Origin of the sequence: Synechococcus sp. O70.2 (genome assembly GCF_047462135.1) — a bacterium.
Taxonomy (GTDB): domain Bacteria; phylum Cyanobacteriota; class Cyanobacteriia; order Thermostichales; family Thermostichaceae; genus Thermostichus.
In genome coordinates, this window is record NZ_JANSIS010000003.1 from 172,798 (window position 1) to 190,852 (window position 18,055).

An 18,055-nucleotide genomic window follows, 5' to 3' on the forward strand; every position below is an offset into this window, starting at 1 on the left:
CAACCATGAGCAAGCCCAGCTTTGCGGTGATTGGCCTGGGAGTGATGGGGGAAAACCTGGCCCTCAACGTCGAACGCAACGGCTTTCCAGTTGTTGTCTACAACCGCACCCGCTCCAAAACCGAGCAGTTCATCCAAGGGCGAGCCCAGGGCAAACAGATTACCCCCGCCTATAGCCTGCCGGAGTTGGTGCAACAAATGGAGCGGCCCCGCAGAATCTTGATCATGGTCAAGGCAGGCCCAGCGGTGGATGCTCTCATCGACGAGCTCAAACCGCTGCTGGAGCCGGGCGACATCCTCATCGATGGCGGCAACTCTCTCTACAGCGACACCGACCGGCGCGCCGCGGCCCTGGAGCCTACTGGGATCCACTTTGTCGGCATGGGGGTGAGCGGCGGGGAAGAAGGCGCCCTCAACGGCCCCAGCCTCATGCCTGGCGGCAGTCTGGAAGCCTACCACTTACTGGAGCCCATCCTCACCAAAATTGCCGCCCAAGGGCCGGACGGCCCCTGTGTCACCTACCTGGGGCCCAAAGGGGGCGGGCACTACGTGAAGATGGTGCACAACGGCATCGAATACGGCGACATGCAACTCATTGCCGAGGTCTACGACCTCATGCGCAGGGGGCTGAAGCTTTCGGCACCCCAGATGCAGGAGATCTTCCAAGCCTGGAACGAGACGGAGCTGGAGTCGTTTCTGATTGAGATTACCGCCAAGATCTTGGGGACGCTGGATGCGGAGACGGGCAGGCCGCTGGTGGACCTAATTTTGGACAAGGCAGGCCAGAAGGGCACGGGCCTGTGGACGGTCAAGGACGCCCTGGATTTGGGGGTGCCAGTGCCCACCATCGAGGCGGCAGTGCAGGCCCGCATTCTCTCGTCGATGAAGGAAGAGCGGGTGTCTGCCTCCAAGCAGTTGCAAGGGCCAGGAACCACCTTTGAAGGGGATCCCGAGCGCTTCCTTCAGGATCTGCGTGCCGCTCTCTATTGTTCCAAGATCTGCTCCTATGCCCAGGGGATGGCGCTGCTGCGGCAAGCCACCGTTGCCCACGGCTACATCTACACCTTTAGCGAGATCCCTCGCATCTGGAAGGGGGGCTGCATTATCCGCGCCCGCCTCCTGGGCAAAATCCAGGCAGCCTACCAGCGGGATCCGGAGCTGGTCAACCTGCTTCTGGATGAGGAGTTCAAGCAGGCCATCCAGGAAAGGCAGGGATCCTGGCGGCGGGTGGTGGCCACCGCAGCAGCTTTGGGGATCCCGATCCCGGCCATCAGCGCCTCCCTGGCCTACTACGACAGCTACCGCACTGCCGAGCTGCCCCAAAACCTCACCCAGGCCCAGCGGGATTTCTTCGGCGCCCACACCTTTGAGCGCATCGACAGGCCGGGGGTTTTCCACCACACCTGGAGCGCCTAGAGGGAAGCCCCACCTAGACCCAGGGGCGTCTGCTTAACCGTAAAGCCCCACACTTCCGTATGGAAAGGCTCTCCTTCTTGGGGGAAATCCTTGCGGAAGTGGGCTCCGCGGCTTTCCTCTCGCAACAGAGCCCCTTGCGCCACCAGGCGGGCAAGCAGCAACAAACTCCCGGCCTCGACCTCTTCCCGGCTGGCCCAGGGCTTTTCCTCCAGGGGTAGGGCCTCTGCAAAAGCCAGAAAAGTCCGCAACTGCTCTCCCTCCCGCACCACGCCCAGGGCTTCTCCCACCTGCTGCCTGAGCTTGGGAAGCAGAGAGGGCGGCGCCGTCAGCACTGGTAGAGCCTGCACCTGCCGCGGTGGATCCTGGAGGTCCCGTAGGGCGACTAGGGCAGCCCGCTTGCCCATGACCAGCCCCTCCAGAAGGCTGTTGGAAGCCAAACGGTTTGCCCCGTGCAGGCCTGTAGAAGCCACTTCCCCCGCCGCGTAGAGGCCCGGCAGGCCCGTGCAGCCAAAAGCATCCGTTCGCACGCCGCCCATGACGTAGTGGGCAGCGGGAGCAACCGGCAGGGGCTCTCTTTTGGGATCCAGCCCCAAAGCGCGGGCAGAGGCAACAACGGTAGGAAAGCGCTCTTCCAGATGGGGCACAGCTTGGAGGTCCAGGTAAACTCCCCCCGTCCGCTGCTGCTCCCAGAACACTGCCTGGGCCACCACATCCCGCGGCGCTAGATCCCCCAGCTCCGCATAGCGAGGCATAAAGCGCTCCCTCCAGGCGTTGAGCAGCACGGCCCCCGCCCCTCGGGCGGCTTCACTGACCAGGGCTCCATTGGGCAAAACGGTGGGGTGAAACTGCACAAACTCGAGATCCCTGAGAATGGCCCCTGCTCGCCAGGCCAGGGCCATGCCATCGCCAGTAGCTCCCGGCGGAGCTGTGGAGAGGGGGAAGAGGCTGCCAAACCCGCCTGTAGCCAGGAGAACCGCCCCCGCCCTTACCTGAAGAAAGCCCTCCGGCCCGAGGAGCAGGGCTCCTCCCACTCTCTCCCCTGCCATCAAAAGGCTGAGGGCTGTGTAGCCCTCCAAAGGCGGCTTGCTCAGGCGAGCCAGCAGGCCTCTGAGAAGCCATAGCCCACTTCGATCCCCTCCCAGATGGCGTACCCGCGCCCGCGAATGGCCCCCTTCCCGCACTGGCTCAGGGTGGAAGGGCAGATCCCAGGACAAAAGCTTCTCCAGATGAAAGGGCGCTTCCTCCAGAATGGAGCGGGCCACTTCGGCCTCCACCAGGCCCCGGCCTGCCTGCAGGGTGTCCTGGAGGTGGGCCTCCACATCCGCCGCATCCAGCGGAAAAGCCACCCCCCCCTGCGCCCAAGGAGTGGATCCCGAGGGGAGGGGATCCTTGCTCACCACCAGGGCTCTGGCCCCCTCCGCTTCCGCCCACAGGGCTGCATAGACCCCTGCCACCCCTGCTCCCAGGATCAGGAGGTCTGTTTCCGCCGGGAAAGCCGTGGACACCACTGGACAAAACCGCCCCTCGACCGGGGCGCCCCCCTTCTAGGCTCCCGCCGGCACCGACAGCATGGCCAGGAGGGACTTGCGGGCTTTTTCGGCCACCGCCTCTGGCACTTGGATTACATGGCGCATCTCCAGCAGGGAGCGATAGATCTTTTCCAGAGTAATTTTTTTCATGTACTCGCAGACGGCGTCTGCTTTGACAGGGATAAACCTCTTGTTGGGGGCCTCTTTTTGCAGCCGGTGGAGAATGCCCACTTCGGTGGCGACCACAAACTCGCGGCTGGCCGAAGTTTTGGCATAACGCACCATCCCCTCGGTAGAAAGGAGCTTGGCGTCCGGCTTGAGAAATAGACAACTGGAGCCACAACTGCACTCGGGGTGGATGAGGAACTCCGCCTCTGGGTGCCTCTCTGCCATCGCCTTGAGGTGCTCCTCACGGATGCCGACATGAACGTGGCACTCGCCGGGGAACAGGTCCAGCTCCCTCCCCGTTGCCTGGGCTACATAGGCCCCCAGGAACATATCCGGCACAAAAAAGATAGGGCGATCTGGCGGCAGGCTAGCCACCACTTGAACGGCGTTGGCGCTGGTTACGCAGACATCGGCTAGGGCCTTGATCTCGGCAGCGGTGTTGACGTAGGCAACCACCAGGCCTTCTGGGTTGGCCTCTTTCCAGCGCTGCACATCCTCCGGGCGGATGCTGTCGGCTAGGGAGCAGCCAGCCTCCAGATCCGGCAGCAGCACCGTCTTTTCCGGGTTGAGGATGGCTGCCGTTTCGGCCATGAAGTGGACGCCCGCAAAGACGATGACCTGGGCGTTCGTCTTCTGCGCCTCACGGGCCAGGCCCAGCGAGTCTCCCACAAAGTCCGCCACCTCTTGCACCTCAGGGAGTTGGTAGGAGTGGGCTAAGATAACCGCCTGCCTTTCTCGCTTGAGCCGAGCAATTTCCTGCACAAGGGTTGCTTCTGTCATCCTATCTAGGCCGGCCATCGGGTACAGAGCCTGACTTGCCGGGCTGCCTGCCAAAAAATCCTAGACAAAGCGTTGCCCAGCAGCCGGGCTTGGGCTATTTACCTAGCCTAGCATTAGAAACAGCCCCCGCTCAGACCTCAAGGCCGCACCACCAGCAAGGAGAGATCCAAGGCCTTGGCTGAGTGAGTCAGGGCCCCCACACTGATGTAATCCACGCCTGCCTCAGCCGCTTGCCGGGCGCGCTCTAGGTTCATGTTGCCGCTGACCTCTAGGGGAACTTTCCCCCCCACTCGTTGAACGGCAGCCCGGATCTGCTCCAAGGGGAAGTTATCGAGGAGGATCAGATCGGCGCCTGCTGCCAAAGCCTCCTCCAGCTCTTGGAGGTTGCGCACCTCAATCTCGACCTTGAGGTGGTGGGGGGCACCTGCTTTGGCCCGCTGGATGGCTGCCGAGATGCCGCCTGCGCCGCGGATGTGGTTTTCCTTGATCAAGATGCCGTCGAAGAGGCCAAAGCGGTGGTTTTTGCCGCCCCCGACTCGAACGGCGTATTTCTCCAGGGCGCGCAAGCCAGGGGTGGTCTTGCGGGTGTCCAAAAGCTGGGCTGAAGTTCCCCGCAGCGCCTCTACGTAGGTGCGGGTGAGGGTGGCAATGCCGGAAAGCCTTTGGAGAAGGTTTAGCGCCAGCCTTTCTGCTGCCAGAATGCCCCGCAGGGATCCCTTGAGCTGGACTACCTCCTGGCCAGCAACCACAGAGGCTCCTTCCTCTACCTTGGGGGCGAACTGCACCTGGGGATCCACTAGCCGGAAAACCCGCTTGGCAATCTCCAAACCCGCTAGGATCCCTGGCTCCTTTGCCAGGATCACTGCCTCGCCCTCCACGCCAGGGGGCAGGGTCAGCTCACTGGTGAGATCGCCGTGGCCGAGATCTTCCCATAGCCAGGCGCACAGGGTCTCCTCTGGGATGTAGAATGCTTGCATCATCTTCTGCAGAAGTGAGTTGCTTATTTGCTTATGGCCTCGGCTGGATCCCCTAAGTCCAATAGTGGCACTTTCAGCCGTCGTCGGTTGCTCAAAGCAGGAGCTGCCGCGCTGGGAGGCAGTTTGCTGGCCGCAGCAGGTGCTCAAGCGCAGCGGCGAACTTCCCCCACCCTCATCGTGGCGCAGAGATCCAAGCTCGACCGAGTTTCCTATGCTACCAACTGGTATGCCCAAGCGGAGCATGGCGGCTTCTATCAGGCGGTGGCCACAGGCATTTACCGCGAGTACGGGCTAGACGTCACCATCAAGATGGGCAGCCCCCAGGTCAACATCACCCAGATTTTGGCCGGTGGAGCTGCTGACTTTGCCATGGGGGGAAGCGCGGGAGTCATCAACGCTGTGCGGGAGGGGATCCCGCTCATCTGCGTGGCGGCTATTTTCCAAAAAGACCCGCAGGTTCTCCTGGCCCATCCCGGCACCAAGCGCCTGGAGGAGCTCAAGGGCCGACCCATTTTCGTGTCCAAGGGGGCCTTTACCACCTACTGGCCCTTCCTGAAAGCCAAGTACGGCTTTACTGACGACCAAACCCGCCCCTACAACTTCAACCCTGGCCCCTTCTTGGCCGATCCCAGCTCCGCCCAGCAGGGGTATCTCACTTCTGAGCCTTTTGCTATCGAAAAACAGGGAGGGTTTAAGCCAGTCGTTTTCCTCCTGGCCGACTACGGCTACAACCCCTATGCCACCACCATCGAGACGCGGCGCCAACTGGTGGAAACCAAACCTGACTTGGTGCAGCGATTTGTCGATGCCTCCATCAAGGGCTGGTACAGCTTTCTCGAGGATCCTCGCCCCGCCTATCGCCTCATCAAGCGGGCTAACCCAGAGATGACCGATGAGCAGTTGGCCTACAGCTTTGAGAAGTTGAAGGAGTACGGCATCATTTTGTCTGGCGACGCCCTGGAAAAGGGCATTGGCGCCATGACCCACGAACGTTGGCAAAGCTTCTTTGAGACCATGACTGTAGCAGGCGTCTTTGAGCCAACTATCAACTACCGAGCTGCCTACACCCTGGACTTTGTCAACAAAGGTCCTGATTACTACAAGAAGAGCTAGGCCTATGCCCTGCAGCGGCCCGGTAACCTCCCTAGGGGCAGATAGCGATTGTTGGCTTGTCTAAGTCAAGATTGACACCCTTGCTAGCTTTCCCTTAGCTCAGCCTTACATCCCTCTGGTTTGGCTAAAATCCGCAGGAACCCTCGTGCCCAGTTTGGCTTGTCGAGCACCTTGGCTTAGCGAGCACGTAGAGGGAGGGAACAATCTTGCTTGCGCCAGTCGAGGGTCGTAAGCGATTTGAGTGGACGATGGGCAGCTCCCCGAGCGGAGGGTGAGCGGGTTTGGGAAAGCGGCAAGACGGCTTCCACGACCTCTTGGTCGGTCTGGAACTGGTGCCAGTAAGGCTTTGGGAGGCAGAGCTCTAGAAAAAAGCTAGAGTGAGGGGCTTGAACCCGCCCTCTCTGCATCGCCGTGGGCGCAAGTGGCTTGCCTAAGTGATAATCAGTGATAATCATAACTGGTGACGATTGGAGCCAATTAGCCGTGAAAGTTGCTTACGTATTCATTACCCCCCGCGGCGGCACCTACAAGCTAGGCCAGATGATCCTGCCGCAGCTTGAGGCGGGAGTCCACGGCGCAGAAGTGGTGGGCATGTTCTTTTTCGACGACAACTGCTTTGTCTTGCGGCAGGGGGATCCCATCGGCGAGCGCCTAGCCAAGATTGCCGAAGCGCAAAACATTTTGCTGATGATGTGCGACATGTGCGCCCTGGAGCGCAACCTGGCGGAAGGGGAACCCAAGTGGTGCGACGCCCAGGGACGTGGGCGCAAGGAGCCGGGCTACTGCGTTCCTAAAAACGTGGTCAAAGGCGTGCAGGTGGGCTGCTTCCCCGACCTCTACGCGGCCTTGAAAGACAACCCACCTGACCAAGTGATCAGCTTGTAACAAGCCTAGCTGACGGCTACGGCCGCAGGCGGCTCCTGGCGGGGCTGAGAGCCAATCTTGCGGAAGACCAGCCGCTCGTTGGCCACATCTACCAGAATGCGGTCGCCGGGCAGGAACTCGTTTTCCAGCAGCTTGGTGGCGATGGGGTTTTCGATCTCCCGCTGAATCACCCGCTTCAGGGGGCGGGCCCCAAACATGGGGTCGTAGCCCAGCTCGGCCAGGTAGTCCTTAGCCTCTTCGGTAAGCAGGAGCTCGATTTGCTGATCCGCCAGCAACTGCTCCACCCGCCGCATCTGCAGACTGACGATCTGGCGGATTTGCTCTCGGGTGAGGGCGTGGAAGATGATGATCTCGTCCACGCGGTTGAGGAACTCCGGCCGGAAGTGCTGCCGCAACAGAGTCAGCACCTGGCTTTTCATCTCCTCATAGCGGCTTTCGTCGCCCCCGATTTCTAGGATGAGCTCGCTACCGATGTTACTGGTCATGATGATGATGGTGTTTTTGAAGTCTACCGTCCTGCCCTGGGAGTCGGTGATGCGGCCATCATCAAGCACCTGCAGCAGGATGTTGAAAACATCGGGATGGGCTTTTTCCACCTCGTCAAAGAGCACCACCGAGTAGGGGCGGCGCCGCACCGCTTCGGAAAGCTGCCCGCCTTCTTCGTAGCCCACATAGCCCGGCGGAGCACCGATGAGGCGGGAGACCGAGTGTTTCTCCATATACTCCGACATGTCGAGGCGCACCATCGCCTCGGAGCTGTCGAAGAGGAATTCTGCCAAGGCGCGGGCTAGCTCGGTTTTGCCGACGCCAGTGGGGCCCATGAACAGGAACGAGCCAATGGGCCGATTGGGATCCTTGAGGCCGGCCCGGGCCCGCCGGATGGCTGCCGCTACTGCCGCTACCGCCTCGTCTTGGCCCACCACCCGCTGGTGCAAATGGGCTTCTAGGCGCAGCAGCTTTTGCTTTTCCGACTCCATTAGGCTAGTGACCGGGATCCCGGTCCAGCGGGAAACAATCTCGGCAATGTCTTCGGGCGTCACCTGTTCCCGCAGCAAGGGCTCGCCGTTGGCCTGCAGCTTGGCCAGGTAGGCCTCCTGTTCTTGGATTTGGCGCTCCAATTCCATCAGCTTGCCGTATTTGAGCTCGGCAGCCCGATTGAGGTCGTACTTCTGCTCGGCTTGCTCAATCTGCAGCTTGACGGCGTCCCGCTCGGCCTTGAGGTTTTGCAGGCGCTCGATGGCCTCTTTTTCCATTTGCCAACGGGCGCTCAGCTCCCGCTGCCGCTCCATCAAGTTGGCTAGCTCCTGCTCAATTTTGCCCAGGCGCTCCTTGGAGGCGGGGTCATCTTCTTTCTTGAGGGAGAGCTCCTCCATCTGCAGTTGCATGATGCGCCGGTCAATCTCGTCTAGCTCGACGGGCTTGGAGGTAATCTCCATCTTGAGCTTGGCCGCTGCCTCATCCACTAGGTCAATGGCCTTGTCAGGCAAAAAGCGCTCGGAAATGTAGCGGTTGGAGAGAACCGCCGCTGCCACCAGGGCCGAATCGCTGATTTTTACTCCGTGGTGCAGCTCGTAGCGCTCCTTGAGGCCGCGCAGGATGGAGATGGTGTCTTCCACGGAGGGCTGATCCACATACACCGGCTGGAAGCGGCGCTCCAGGGCAGCGTCTTTTTCAATGTACTTGCGGTACTCATCCAGGGTGGTGGCGCCAATGCAGCGCAATTCACCGCGGGCCAGCATGGGCTTGAGCAGGTTGCCAGCATCCATGGCTCCCTCGGCGGCCCCTGCCCCTACCACCGTGTGCAGCTCGTCAATGAAGAGGATGATCTGGCCCTCCGATTCGGTAACCTCCTTCAGCACGGCCTTGAGGCGATCTTCAAATTCGCCGCGGTACTTGGCCCCAGCAATCAGGGATCCCATGTCCAAGGCAATGACCCGCCGGTTTTTCAACGACTCCGGCACATCTCCCCGGTTGATGCGCTGGGCCAGGCCCTCGACAATGGCGGTTTTGCCCACGCCCGGCTCGCCGATGAGCACGGGGTTGTTTTTGGTGCGGCGGGAGAGCACCTGAATGACCCGGCGGATCTCCTCGTCCCGCCCAATGACCGGATCCAGCTTCCCTTCGCGAGCAGCCTTGGTAAGGTCGCGGCCATAGCGCTCCAGGGCTTCGTAGCGGGCCTCCGGGTTTTTGTCGGTAACCCGCTGCTTGCCTCGCACTTGCTGAATGACGGGTTTAAGGCGCTCGACCGTCAAGCCCAGGGGTGCTAGAACCCGCTTGCCCACCCGCTCGTCGTCTAGGGCTCCTAGGAGCAGGTGCTCCACCGAGATGAAATCATCGCCATACTCTTTGCGAAACTCCTCGGCCCGATCCAGGGTGGTCTCCAGGCCGCGGCCCAGGTAGAGCTGATCCACCCGCGCCAATTTTGGCTGCTGGTTGATGAAAGCCTCGACGCGATCCCGCACCCGCCTTGGCTCAATGCCAGCCCGCTGCAGAATTATTGGGGTAAGGCCGCCCTCTTGGTCCAAAAGCGAGATAAGCAGGTGCTCGGTTTCCAACTGCTGCTGTTGGTGGCGTCGGGCTACATCCTGGGATTGAACCAGGGCGCTCCAGGCTTTCTCGGTAAATTGGTTGGGATTGGTGGGCTGCATAGGAGTTCGCAAGGTGTTCTCTCAATCCAGATATCGCCCATTGGGCCAAAGTTGGAGTTCGTAACAACCGTCCCTCGGGGGAGGGATCCCCGCCTCATTCCTCCTCTTCGCAGGGCCGTCCCTCGCCAATCACCGCCAGGTCAATCTGTTGGCGGTAGTAATCCACGTTCTTGACCTGCACCTCCACCCGGTCCCCAAGGCGGAACTGGCGCCGGGTTTTTCGCCCCACCAGGGCTTGTTTGCGGTATTCGTACCAATCGTTTTTCAAGGTGCTCACCCGCACCAGCCCTTCTGCCAAAATGGGGTCTACTAGCACGAAAAAGCCGTAGCTCTGGACGCTGACGATCAGGCCGGGGAACGTCTCCCCGAGGTGTTTTTGCATAAACTCGCACCGCTTCAAGCCCATCAGCTCCCGCTCTGCCTGTTGGTGGAGCTGATACCCCGCCTGGATTTTGGGCAGTTGCGCTTGGAGAAAGGCCTGCCACTCCTCCTGCACTTTTGGCGGCAGCACCTGCCAATCAAGTTGGTCGTAGCCGCTGGGGCTGTGCAGATCCACCACGGTTTTGGAGCGAGGGCTACGCCGATTGCGCCCTTTGCTTAGAGCCAGACCCAGAGCCCGCAAGTTGAGCAAATCGGCATAGCGGCGCAAAGGGGCAGTAAAAGAGGCATAGGGCTCTTTGAGACCCAGGCCAAAATGTCCATCCTGCAGAGGCTGCAGGCAATACTCGACGGGGGGCAGAGTAGCCAACAGCTGGGCCACCAAGGCTGGGCTAGTCCCCGCGGCCAACACATCGGGGGCAGTGATGCGGGCACAGATCCGCTGCCAATCGGCCAGCGTTACCGTCTCCGGCTCCTGCAAGTTCAGATCCAGCTTCATGGCGTTGGCCAGGCGCAGGAAGTTCTGCAGGGCCTCAGCGGTGGGGGGCTTCTGCACGCGGGCCAAAGAGGGGATCCCCAGCCGGCGCAGGTGGTGGCCCAGAACTTGGTTGGCCAGCAGAAGAATTTCGGTCATCAGGGCGTGGGCGCCAAAGCGATCGCTAATCAGGAGGGGCCCGTAGCCGCTCTCGTCGGCAGAGTAGGGGGTGAGCAGGTCCAAAAGCGGCAGGTCGAACCCGCCGGCTTGGTGGCGCTTGACCCGCAGGATTTGGCTAAGACGGAGCAGGTTTTGCAGCAGGGCCATCAATTCTGGCACCTCCTCCTCGGGGCCAAGATCCGCAGCAGTGGCCAAAAGCGCCTGCACCTGGCCGTAGGAGAGGTGGGCCCGTGACCGAACCAGGCTGGGGTGGATCTCGAAGTTCCGCACCACCCCCTCGGCGTCAATGGTGATTAGCAGCGAATAGGCCAGGCGCTCCTGCTGCGGCAAGAGAGCCAGGCGGCTATGCACTTCCGGCGGGAAAAGGGGCAGCACCACGCTATCCAGGTAAACCGTGGCGGTGCGCCGCTGCGCCTCCTGCTCCAGCGGGTGATCCGGATCCAGCCAGTGGGCCACGTCGGCAATGTGCACCCCTAGCAGCCAGTGGCCCTCTTCTTGCCGCTGGAGGGAGACGGCCACATTGGGCTCGAGGCCGTGGGGGTGCTGCAAGTCCAGCGGTTCTAGGGTGATGCAAAACCAATCCCGTAGATCCAGACGGCCCTTTTGGTCAGGGCGGCTTAGCTTTTTGGGCAAGGCTGCTGCCGCTTCCAACACCGCCGGGGGAAACTCCTGGGGCAGGTCGTACTTACAGCAGACCAGATCCACGTCGATAGAAGCCTCGGGACCATGGCCCAAAATCTTGCGGATGCTGCCCACCGGCGGCAGGTTGCCAAGGGGGTAGCGCTTCACCTCTACATAGGCCAGCCGACCCTCAGCCAGCTCAGAAACAGGCGCTGGGGAGGAGGGATCCGGCTCGCTCAGGACGAGCTCGAACAGCAGCCGGTCGTCCAAGGGCACTACCCGAAAGCCTTCCTCCGTCTGCTTGAGACGGCCCACCAGCGTAGGGTTGGCCCGCTCCACTACAGCCACCACCTCTCCCTCAGGGCTGCGGCGGCGATTGCCTTCTTTGGTAATCCGGGCTATCACTTGGTCGCCATTCCAAGCGCCATTGAGGTTGCTGCCGTGGATGTACACGTCCTCCGCCCCCGGTTCATCCCGAACGGCAAAGCAAAAGCCCTTGTTGGAGCAGCGCAACCGCCCCACGACCAAGGATTCATCCGGCTTACGCCGGTAGCGAGGCGGATCCCCCGCTCGTTCAAGAAACCCCGCCCGCACTAGTCCATCGAGGGCAATGTCCAGCATTGCCACTGCTTCGGGGTCAGAAGTTGGCACAAGGGCTAGCAGCGTCTCTCTATCGCTCCATTGCTCGGCAGGTTGGGAGAGAAAATGATGAAAAATCCGAGAGAAGTCCATTGCAGGGAAGCAGAGAGGAGCAGAACCTGCAAACTCAACGCCTTGAAGCTAGTCGCGGTGGCCCGTGACGATGAACGCCACCCGCTGGCCAATGTTGGTGCTGTGGTCAGCTAGCCGCTCCAGGTAGCGAATAGCCAGCAACATCAATAGGATAGGCTCGATGGATCCCTTGACGTCAGACTGCTGCGCCAACGTATTGTAAAGGTTGGTGTAATCTTCATCAACGGCGTCGTCCTCCCGCTTGAGTTGTCGGCCCAGCTCGGCATCCAATTCCGTCAGGGCCGCAAGACTATGGCTGAGCATTTTCTGGCAGCGCCGCATCATCACGCGAATGCGCCCCAGCTGGGGCGGCGGGGGGTAGAGAGCCAGGCGCAAAGCCACCTCAGCCAAGTCTTTGGCGTAGTCGCCAATTCGCTCCAGATCCCGAACCAGCTGCATCAGGGTGCTGATCCAGCGCAGATCCCGCGCCACTGGCGAGCGCAAGGCGATGAGGTCAATACAGTCTTTCTCGATTTGACGATAGAAGCGGTCGATTTGCTTGTCTTGGTCGATGGCCTGTTCGGCGGCAGCTAGGTTCTGTTCAAAGAGAGCTTGCTGAGCCAAGACTAGCGATTTTTCCGCCAGCGCCCCCATGCGCAGCACATCCTGCTGAATCCGCTTGATCTGAAGTTGCAGCTCAGCTTGCTCCATGGCTTTCTCCCTGGGAATAGCTGCTGTCGTTTGCAGCTTCCAGAGCCTGTAAATTTCATTTTAGATCTTGAATCATGGCAAACTTTTCTTGAGCAGTGGAAAACTGGCTCCCACTCTCCGCGCTGGAGGACAGGGATGAGCCGTCTCCCCATTGTCGTTTTGGACGATGACCCTACCGGATCCCAGACTGTCCATAGCTGCCTGCTGCTGACCCGCTGGGATCTGGAAACGCTCAAGTTGGGGTTGCAGGATAGCTCGCCAATTCGCTTTATCCTCACCAACACGCGATCCCTGCCAGCGGCGGAGGCTGCCGAGGTGACGCGGTCGGTCTGCCGGGCCCTGAAACAGGCCATGGGGGAGCTGGGGTGGGAGCGGGCCCTTTTTATCAGCCGCTCCGACTCGACGCTGCGCGGGCACTATCCCTTGGAGACGGATGTGATGGCGGCGGAGCTGGGGCCTTTTGATGCCCACTTCCTGGTGCCAGCCTTTTTTGAAGGAGGGCGCATCACCCGCAACAGTGTCCATTATCTACGGGTGGAGGGCCGCTGGGTGCCAGTCCATGAGACGGAGTTTGCCCGCGATGCGGTGTTTGGCTACCACCACAGCTATTTGCCCGAGTATGTGCAGGAAAAGACCCAGGGGCGGATCCGGGCCGAGCAGGTGGTGCGATTGACTCTAGAGCAGATTCGCGCTGGCTGTCTGGAGCAGCTTTTAGGCCTAGGGGGGAATGTCTGCTGTGTGGTGGATGGAGAAACCCAGGCAGATCTGGATCGTTTTGCCCAGGATGTCTGGGCAGCTCTGGAGCAGGGGAAGCGCTTTTTGTTTCGCAGCGCCGCCAGCCTCTTGACGGCTTTGGCCCAGTTGCCGCCGCAGCCAGTTCCGCCAGAGGAGATGGGGCAGTTTGTCCGCTCTGACCGGCCAGGGGTGGTGATCGTGGGATCCCATGTCCAAAAGACCAGCCAGCAGTTGGCCCGCCTGCTCCAGGAGCCAGGGATCCAGGGCATCGAGGTGGAGGTAAGGCGGCTCTTGGAGCCGGGGAAGGAAGCCGAGCTGCTGCCGGCAATCCTGGAGCAAGTCCACCGCGCCTACGGGCAGGGCCTGACGCCGGTGGTCTACACCAGCCGGGAAGAAGTGGGGTTTGACGGCGCCAACCCGGAGGCACGCCTGGCCTTTGGGCAGAGAGTTTCCCGCCTGTTGATGGCCATTGTGCAGGGGCTGCCGGAAGGGATCGGCTATCTCATCAGCAAGGGCGGCATTACCTCCAACAACATCCTCAGCGTTGGCCTCAACCTGCCAGCGGTGCGGCTGCTGGGGCAGATCTACCCAGGGATCTCCATGGTGCTCACGCCAGCAGACCATCCCCGCTTTCCCAACTTGCCGGTGGTGCTGTTTCCGGGCAACGTGGGCGAGGCGGATACGCTGGTTTTGATCTACCGTCGCCTCCGCAGCCGCGGCTTGGTCTAGCCTAGTCCTTCCCGCCATGGCTGAACTCGTCTCCCCACCTGAAACTCTGCCTGCCTTGGAGGCCTGGTGGGGATCCCTGCGGCAGAAACCAACGGTGCTGCCCCCGGCGGTGGTTCACTGCTGTTCTGAGAGCCTGGGCAGCCCCGATGCCGATGTGGTGATTGCCGGCGGCACCCTGGGGCTTCTCTTGGGAGCGGCCTTGGCCAAGCGGGGCTGGCGGGTGATCCTAATCGAGCGCGGCATCCTGCGGGGGCGGGAGCAGGAGTGGAACACCTCCCGGCGGGAGCTACAAGTGCTGTTGGAGCTGGAGCTGCTCACCCCAACCGAATGGGAGGCGGTGCAGGTGACCCACTACCCCCGAGGGCGCATTGGCTTTGGGGAGGGCCCTACCTGGTGGGTGGAAGGGGTGCTCAATGTGGGCGTGGATCCGGTCAGCTTGCTGGAGTTCCTCAAGCAGCACTTCCTAGACTGGGGAGGGCAGTTGCAGGAGCAAACTGGCTTTCTTGGCGCCACAATCCACCCCGACGGGATCCGCATCCAGACCACCACCGGCCAGCTCAGCGCCCAGCTCCTGGTGGATGCCATGGGGCACCGCTCCCCCATCGTGGCCCAGGCCCGCCAAGGGCAGCCGCCGGACAGCGTCTGTCTGGTGGTGGGATCCTGTGCCCAGGGTCTGCCGGAGCAACCCACGGGGGATCTGTTCTACAGCTTTACCCCAGCCCAGAACGGCTACCAGCCCTTCTGGGAGGCCTTCCCCGCCCGCGAGGGCCGCACCACCTATCTGTTTACCTACTGCGACCGGGATCCCCGCCGACCGAGTCTAAAGAGGCTCTGGGAAGACTACTGCCGGCTACTGCCTGCCTACCAGGGGGTTGAGCTGGAGCAAATCCGCTGGGTGCGCAAGCTGTGTGGCGCTTTCCCCGCCTACCGGCGCAGCCCGCTGCAACTGCCCTGGGATCGCCTTCTGGCAGTAGGAGACAGTAGCGGCAGCCAGTCGCCTTTGAGCTTTGGCGGCTTTGGGGCAATGTTGCGCCATCTGGATCGTCTGCAACAGGGAATCCACGAGGCTCTAGCCCAGCGGCAGTTGGATCGGCCGGCCTTGGCCCTGCTGCAGCCCTACCAGCCCAATTTGGCGGTAACCTGGCTGTTTCAAAAAGCAATGATCCCTCCTTTGGGAGAGGAAAACTGGGATCCCCATAGCATTAACCGCTTGCTGAGCAGAGTCTTTGAAGCCATGGTTGCCGCCGGACCCCAGGTGGTGCAGCCCTTTTTGCAGGATGTGGTGCAGCTTGGCGGCTTGGCCCAGGCCCTGTGGGGGGTGATGAGCCGAGATCCGGCACTGGTGGCCGCGCTCCTGCCTCGGCTGGGGCTGCCGGAGCTGCTGGACTGGGTGGGGCACTTTGCCGCCCTTGGCCTCTACGAGCTCTTGCAAAGGCTAGCCGACCGCCTGGAAGTGGATCCAAAGGACTACTTCTGGAAACGGCGGCGAGAGGCCTGGCGCTACGGCTGCGGTCAAGATTACAAGTTACTTCCATAGTGATATCGAAACATTGTCAATGTGATCAAGATCACCATTGCGTTTCACGACATCACCATTACGTTTCACGACGTTTGATATCCACAGTGGAAGAGTTGGGAATTCTTTATCCATCCACTCGTCAGTGTAGGAGTTAGCCATGGTTATTCTCGACTACAGCGATGCAGAGAGTGGCTTCTGGGCTTCGACTCCTCAGGGTTTGGTGGAGGTGATCAGGTTTCAGAATCACTTCTACGCCCGTCGGCAAGTGTACAAACACGCCCAAGACGCGATATCTGCCTGTCGCGCCGACATTGAAAGGGGATTTCTTAGCATTGTGGTGCAGTTTGAGAATCACGCGGAAGTGTGGGCTCAACTGTCGCCGGGCGTACCCGTGCAGTCCCAACCAGAGGCTGCTCCTACGGGCAACCCTGCCAAGCCCAAGCTGACCTATCGCGGCCAACCGGTGAGCGAACCTTCCCGAAATCCCAGCCTCGCCCGCAGGCCCTTGCCTGACTCCCTCTATTTCCGCGGCGTGAAGATCGGCTAGACCGTTTCCGTTTGCCAGGTCTGGAGCGGTCGAGATTTCCCTTCTGGCCGCAGCCATCTGCGTTAGCGGTGCAAAGCACCATAGAGGCCCACCCCATAGGGTGGCACTTCAACGGGATCCCCTTGGCTTTTTGCCGGCAGGGAGGATCCAGGGCCCAGCCACTGCGCCTCGTGGCTGTCCAAAAGCTTCTCCCAACTGCCGCCGCGCCAATCGGTGTAGGTGGCCGGCTGATCGGGGCTGAAATTGAAAAGGGCAAGCAAAGACTGGGATCCCTGGCGGCGGTGCAGGGCCAGGCCAGAGCCGGAAAACAGCTCCACTTCCACCCCCTCCCGCTCTAGGTGCTGGAGGGCGGGTTGGGTTTTGCGCAGCCGGATCAGGGTCTGGTACCACTTCCAGAGAACCTGGTGGTGACCGGCCTCCTTCAACTCCCAGTTCAGCTTGGAGCGCAAGAAGGTCTCCTCTGCCTGGGGATCCGGGGGCTCGCCCTGCCAGGCAAAGGCGCTGAACTCGCGGCAGCGTCCCTGGCGCACTGCTTTCACCAGGTTGGGATCCCCGTGGCTGATGAAGTAGAGAAAGGGGGCTACCTCCCCATACTCTTCCCCCATAAACAGCAGCGGCAACATAGGAGCTAGCAGCAGGGCAGCGGCGGCCAACTTCAGGCCCGCAAAGGAGGTGAGCTGGCTGAGGCGCTCCCCCAACATGCGGTTGCCCACCTGGTCGTGGTTTTGAATGCAGATGACAAACTGGGATCCCGGCCTGCTGACGGCGGAATTGCCGTGGCGCCTGGCACGGTAGCGGGAGTACTGGCCAGAGTAGACGTAGCTCTCCCGGTAGGCCTTGGCCAGGTGCTCCAATTGGCCGAAGTCTTGGTAGTAGCCTGTCTTTTCCCCAGTAAGCAGGGTGTGAACCGAGTGATGAAAGTCGTCGCACCACTGGGCGTCTAGCCCGTAGCCCCCTTGCTTGCGGGGGGTGATGAGGCGGACGTCGTTGAGGTCGCTTTCAGCTACAAGCACCCTGGGCCAGCCCGTGCGCGCTTCTAGGGCATCCACCCGCTCCGCCAATTCCTGCAAAAAAGGGTAGGCGCTGAAGTCGTAGATGGCATGCACCGCGTCCAGCCGCAGGCCATCTAGGTGAAACTCCTCCAGCCAGTACTCGGCGTTTTGCAGGAAAAACTCCCGCACCCCGTCCGAATAGGGGCCGTCGAAGTTCATGGCCTTCCCCCACGGCGTACGGTACTTGTCGGCAAAGTAGGGGCCGAAATCCCCCAGGTAGTTCCCCTCCGGACCCAGGTGGTTGTAGACCACATCCAAGACGACAGCCAGGCCCTGCTGATGGCAGGCGTTCACCAACGCTTTCAGGCCCGCTGCTCCCCCATAGCTAGTCTGCACGGCATAGGGATAGACGCCGTCATAGCCCCAGTTGCGCTCCCCTGGAAACTGGGCTACCGGCATCAGCTCCAATACGTTGACCCCCAGCTCCACAAGTTGCGGCAGGCGAGGAATGATGGCGGCAAAAGTGCCCTCCGGGGTAAAAGTGCCCACGTGCAGCTCGTAGAGGATCCACTGGGAGAGAGGGATCCCCTTCCACCCCTGATCCTGCCAGTCAAAGTGGGGATCCACCACCCGCGAGGGGCCATGGACGCCGTAGGGCTGGCAGCGGGAAGCGGGATCTGGCCGCTCCACCACCCCCACTGCGGTGTGCAGGCGGTAGAGGTAGTCCACCGGCCCAGGCGGGATCCCCTCCACCTCCCCCTGCCAGTAGCCCTGCTCATCTTGGGTCAGAGGGATGAGCCGTCGGACGGGGCTAGTCAGCTTTAGCTCGACTCGTTCAACCAAAGGCGCCCAAACCGAGAAGCAATAGCGGCCCTCGCCCAAGGGATAGGCGCCAATCCGTCCAACCGGGGAACGCGGAAGCACAAAACCTGTCTGCACAAC

13 protein-coding genes are annotated in these 18,055 nt (G+C 61.3%); 6 read left to right on the forward strand and 7 right to left on the reverse strand.

Going from position 1 to position 18,055, the window contains the following annotated elements; all coding sequences use genetic code 11:
* Positions 1-5: 5 nt before the first annotated feature.
* On the forward strand, positions 6-1,415 hold the full coding sequence (gndA, locus tag NW812_RS05230; protein WP_414394738.1) for an NADP-dependent phosphogluconate dehydrogenase: 1,410 nt from the start codon (positions 6-8) through the stop codon (positions 1,413-1,415).
* On the opposite strand, the gene NW812_RS05235 is transcribed toward gndA, so the two are convergent.
* From NW812_RS05235 to nadC, 3 genes are all read right to left on the reverse strand, one after another.
* Positions 1,412-2,920 (reverse strand): L-aspartate oxidase, encoded by a 1,509-nt coding sequence (locus tag NW812_RS05235; protein WP_414394739.1) that lies wholly within the window; start codon positions 2,918-2,920, stop codon positions 1,412-1,414. The genes gndA and NW812_RS05235 overlap by 4 nt on opposite strands.
* Positions 2,921-2,959: 39 nt before the next feature.
* Entirely contained in the window at positions 2,960-3,892 is a 933-nt protein-coding gene (gene nadA / locus NW812_RS05240) for a quinolinate synthase NadA (protein WP_414394741.1), read from the reverse strand.
* A gap of 137 nt (positions 3,893-4,029) precedes the next feature.
* A complete protein-coding gene (nadC, locus tag NW812_RS05245; RefSeq protein WP_414394743.1) occupies positions 4,030-4,872 on the reverse strand; it encodes a carboxylating nicotinate-nucleotide diphosphorylase in 843 nt (280 codons plus the stop codon).
* 30 nt (positions 4,873-4,902) lie between these two features.
* Here nadC and NW812_RS05250 point away from each other — a divergent pair, with 30 nt between their 5' ends.
* Both NW812_RS05250 and NW812_RS05255 read left to right on the forward strand, forming a co-directional pair.
* Positions 4,903-5,982, forward strand: coding sequence for an ABC transporter substrate-binding protein (locus tag NW812_RS05250; protein WP_414394745.1), 1,080 nt, complete (start codon positions 4,903-4,905; stop codon positions 5,980-5,982).
* 483 nt (positions 5,983-6,465) lie between these two features.
* Positions 6,466-6,867, forward strand: coding sequence for a SaoD/DsrE family protein (locus tag NW812_RS05255; protein ID WP_414394747.1), 402 nt, complete (start codon positions 6,466-6,468; stop codon positions 6,865-6,867).
* A 5-nt stretch (positions 6,868-6,872) separates the two neighbouring features.
* Here the strand turns inward: NW812_RS05255 and clpB are convergent, their stop codons facing one another.
* From clpB to phoU, 3 genes are all read right to left on the reverse strand, one after another.
* Positions 6,873-9,515 carry an ATP-dependent chaperone ClpB gene (clpB, locus tag NW812_RS05260; protein WP_414394818.1) on the reverse strand — a complete coding sequence of 881 codons (2,643 nt, stop codon included), beginning with the start codon at positions 9,513-9,515 and terminating at the stop codon, positions 6,873-6,875.
* Between the two features lie 94 nt (positions 9,516-9,609).
* Positions 9,610-11,901, reverse strand: coding sequence for a ribonuclease R family protein (locus NW812_RS05265; RefSeq protein WP_414394748.1), 2,292 nt, complete (start codon positions 11,899-11,901; stop codon positions 9,610-9,612).
* Between the two features lie 48 nt (positions 11,902-11,949).
* Positions 11,950-12,591 carry a phosphate signaling complex protein PhoU gene (phoU, locus tag NW812_RS05270; RefSeq protein WP_414394749.1) on the reverse strand — a complete coding sequence of 214 codons (642 nt, stop codon included), beginning with the start codon at positions 12,589-12,591 and terminating at the stop codon, positions 11,950-11,952.
* Positions 12,592-12,726: 135 nt separating this feature from the next.
* On the opposite strand from phoU, the gene NW812_RS05275 reads away from it, so the two are divergent.
* The 3 genes from NW812_RS05275 (at position 12,727) to NW812_RS05285 (ending at position 16,121) form a co-directional block, all read left to right on the forward strand.
* Positions 12,727-14,055: a four-carbon acid sugar kinase family protein gene (locus tag NW812_RS05275; protein WP_414394751.1), complete on the forward strand. Its 1,329-nt coding sequence runs from the start codon at positions 12,727-12,729 to the stop codon at positions 14,053-14,055.
* A gap of 16 nt (positions 14,056-14,071) precedes the next feature.
* Positions 14,072-15,592 (forward strand): FAD-binding oxidoreductase, encoded by a 1,521-nt coding sequence (locus NW812_RS05280; protein WP_414394752.1) that lies wholly within the window; start codon positions 14,072-14,074, stop codon positions 15,590-15,592.
* 139 nt (positions 15,593-15,731) lie between these two features.
* Positions 15,732-16,121: a hypothetical protein gene (locus NW812_RS05285; RefSeq protein ID WP_414394753.1), complete on the forward strand. Its 390-nt coding sequence runs from the start codon at positions 15,732-15,734 to the stop codon at positions 16,119-16,121.
* A 62-nt stretch (positions 16,122-16,183) separates the two neighbouring features.
* Here the strand turns inward: NW812_RS05285 and treZ are convergent, their stop codons facing one another.
* The gene (gene treZ / locus NW812_RS05290) at positions 16,184-18,037 is read right to left on the reverse strand and encodes a malto-oligosyltrehalose trehalohydrolase (RefSeq protein WP_414394755.1); all 1,854 of its coding nucleotides are present in this window, start codon (positions 18,035-18,037) and stop codon (positions 16,184-16,186) included.
* Positions 18,038-18,055: the final 18 nt, after the last annotated feature.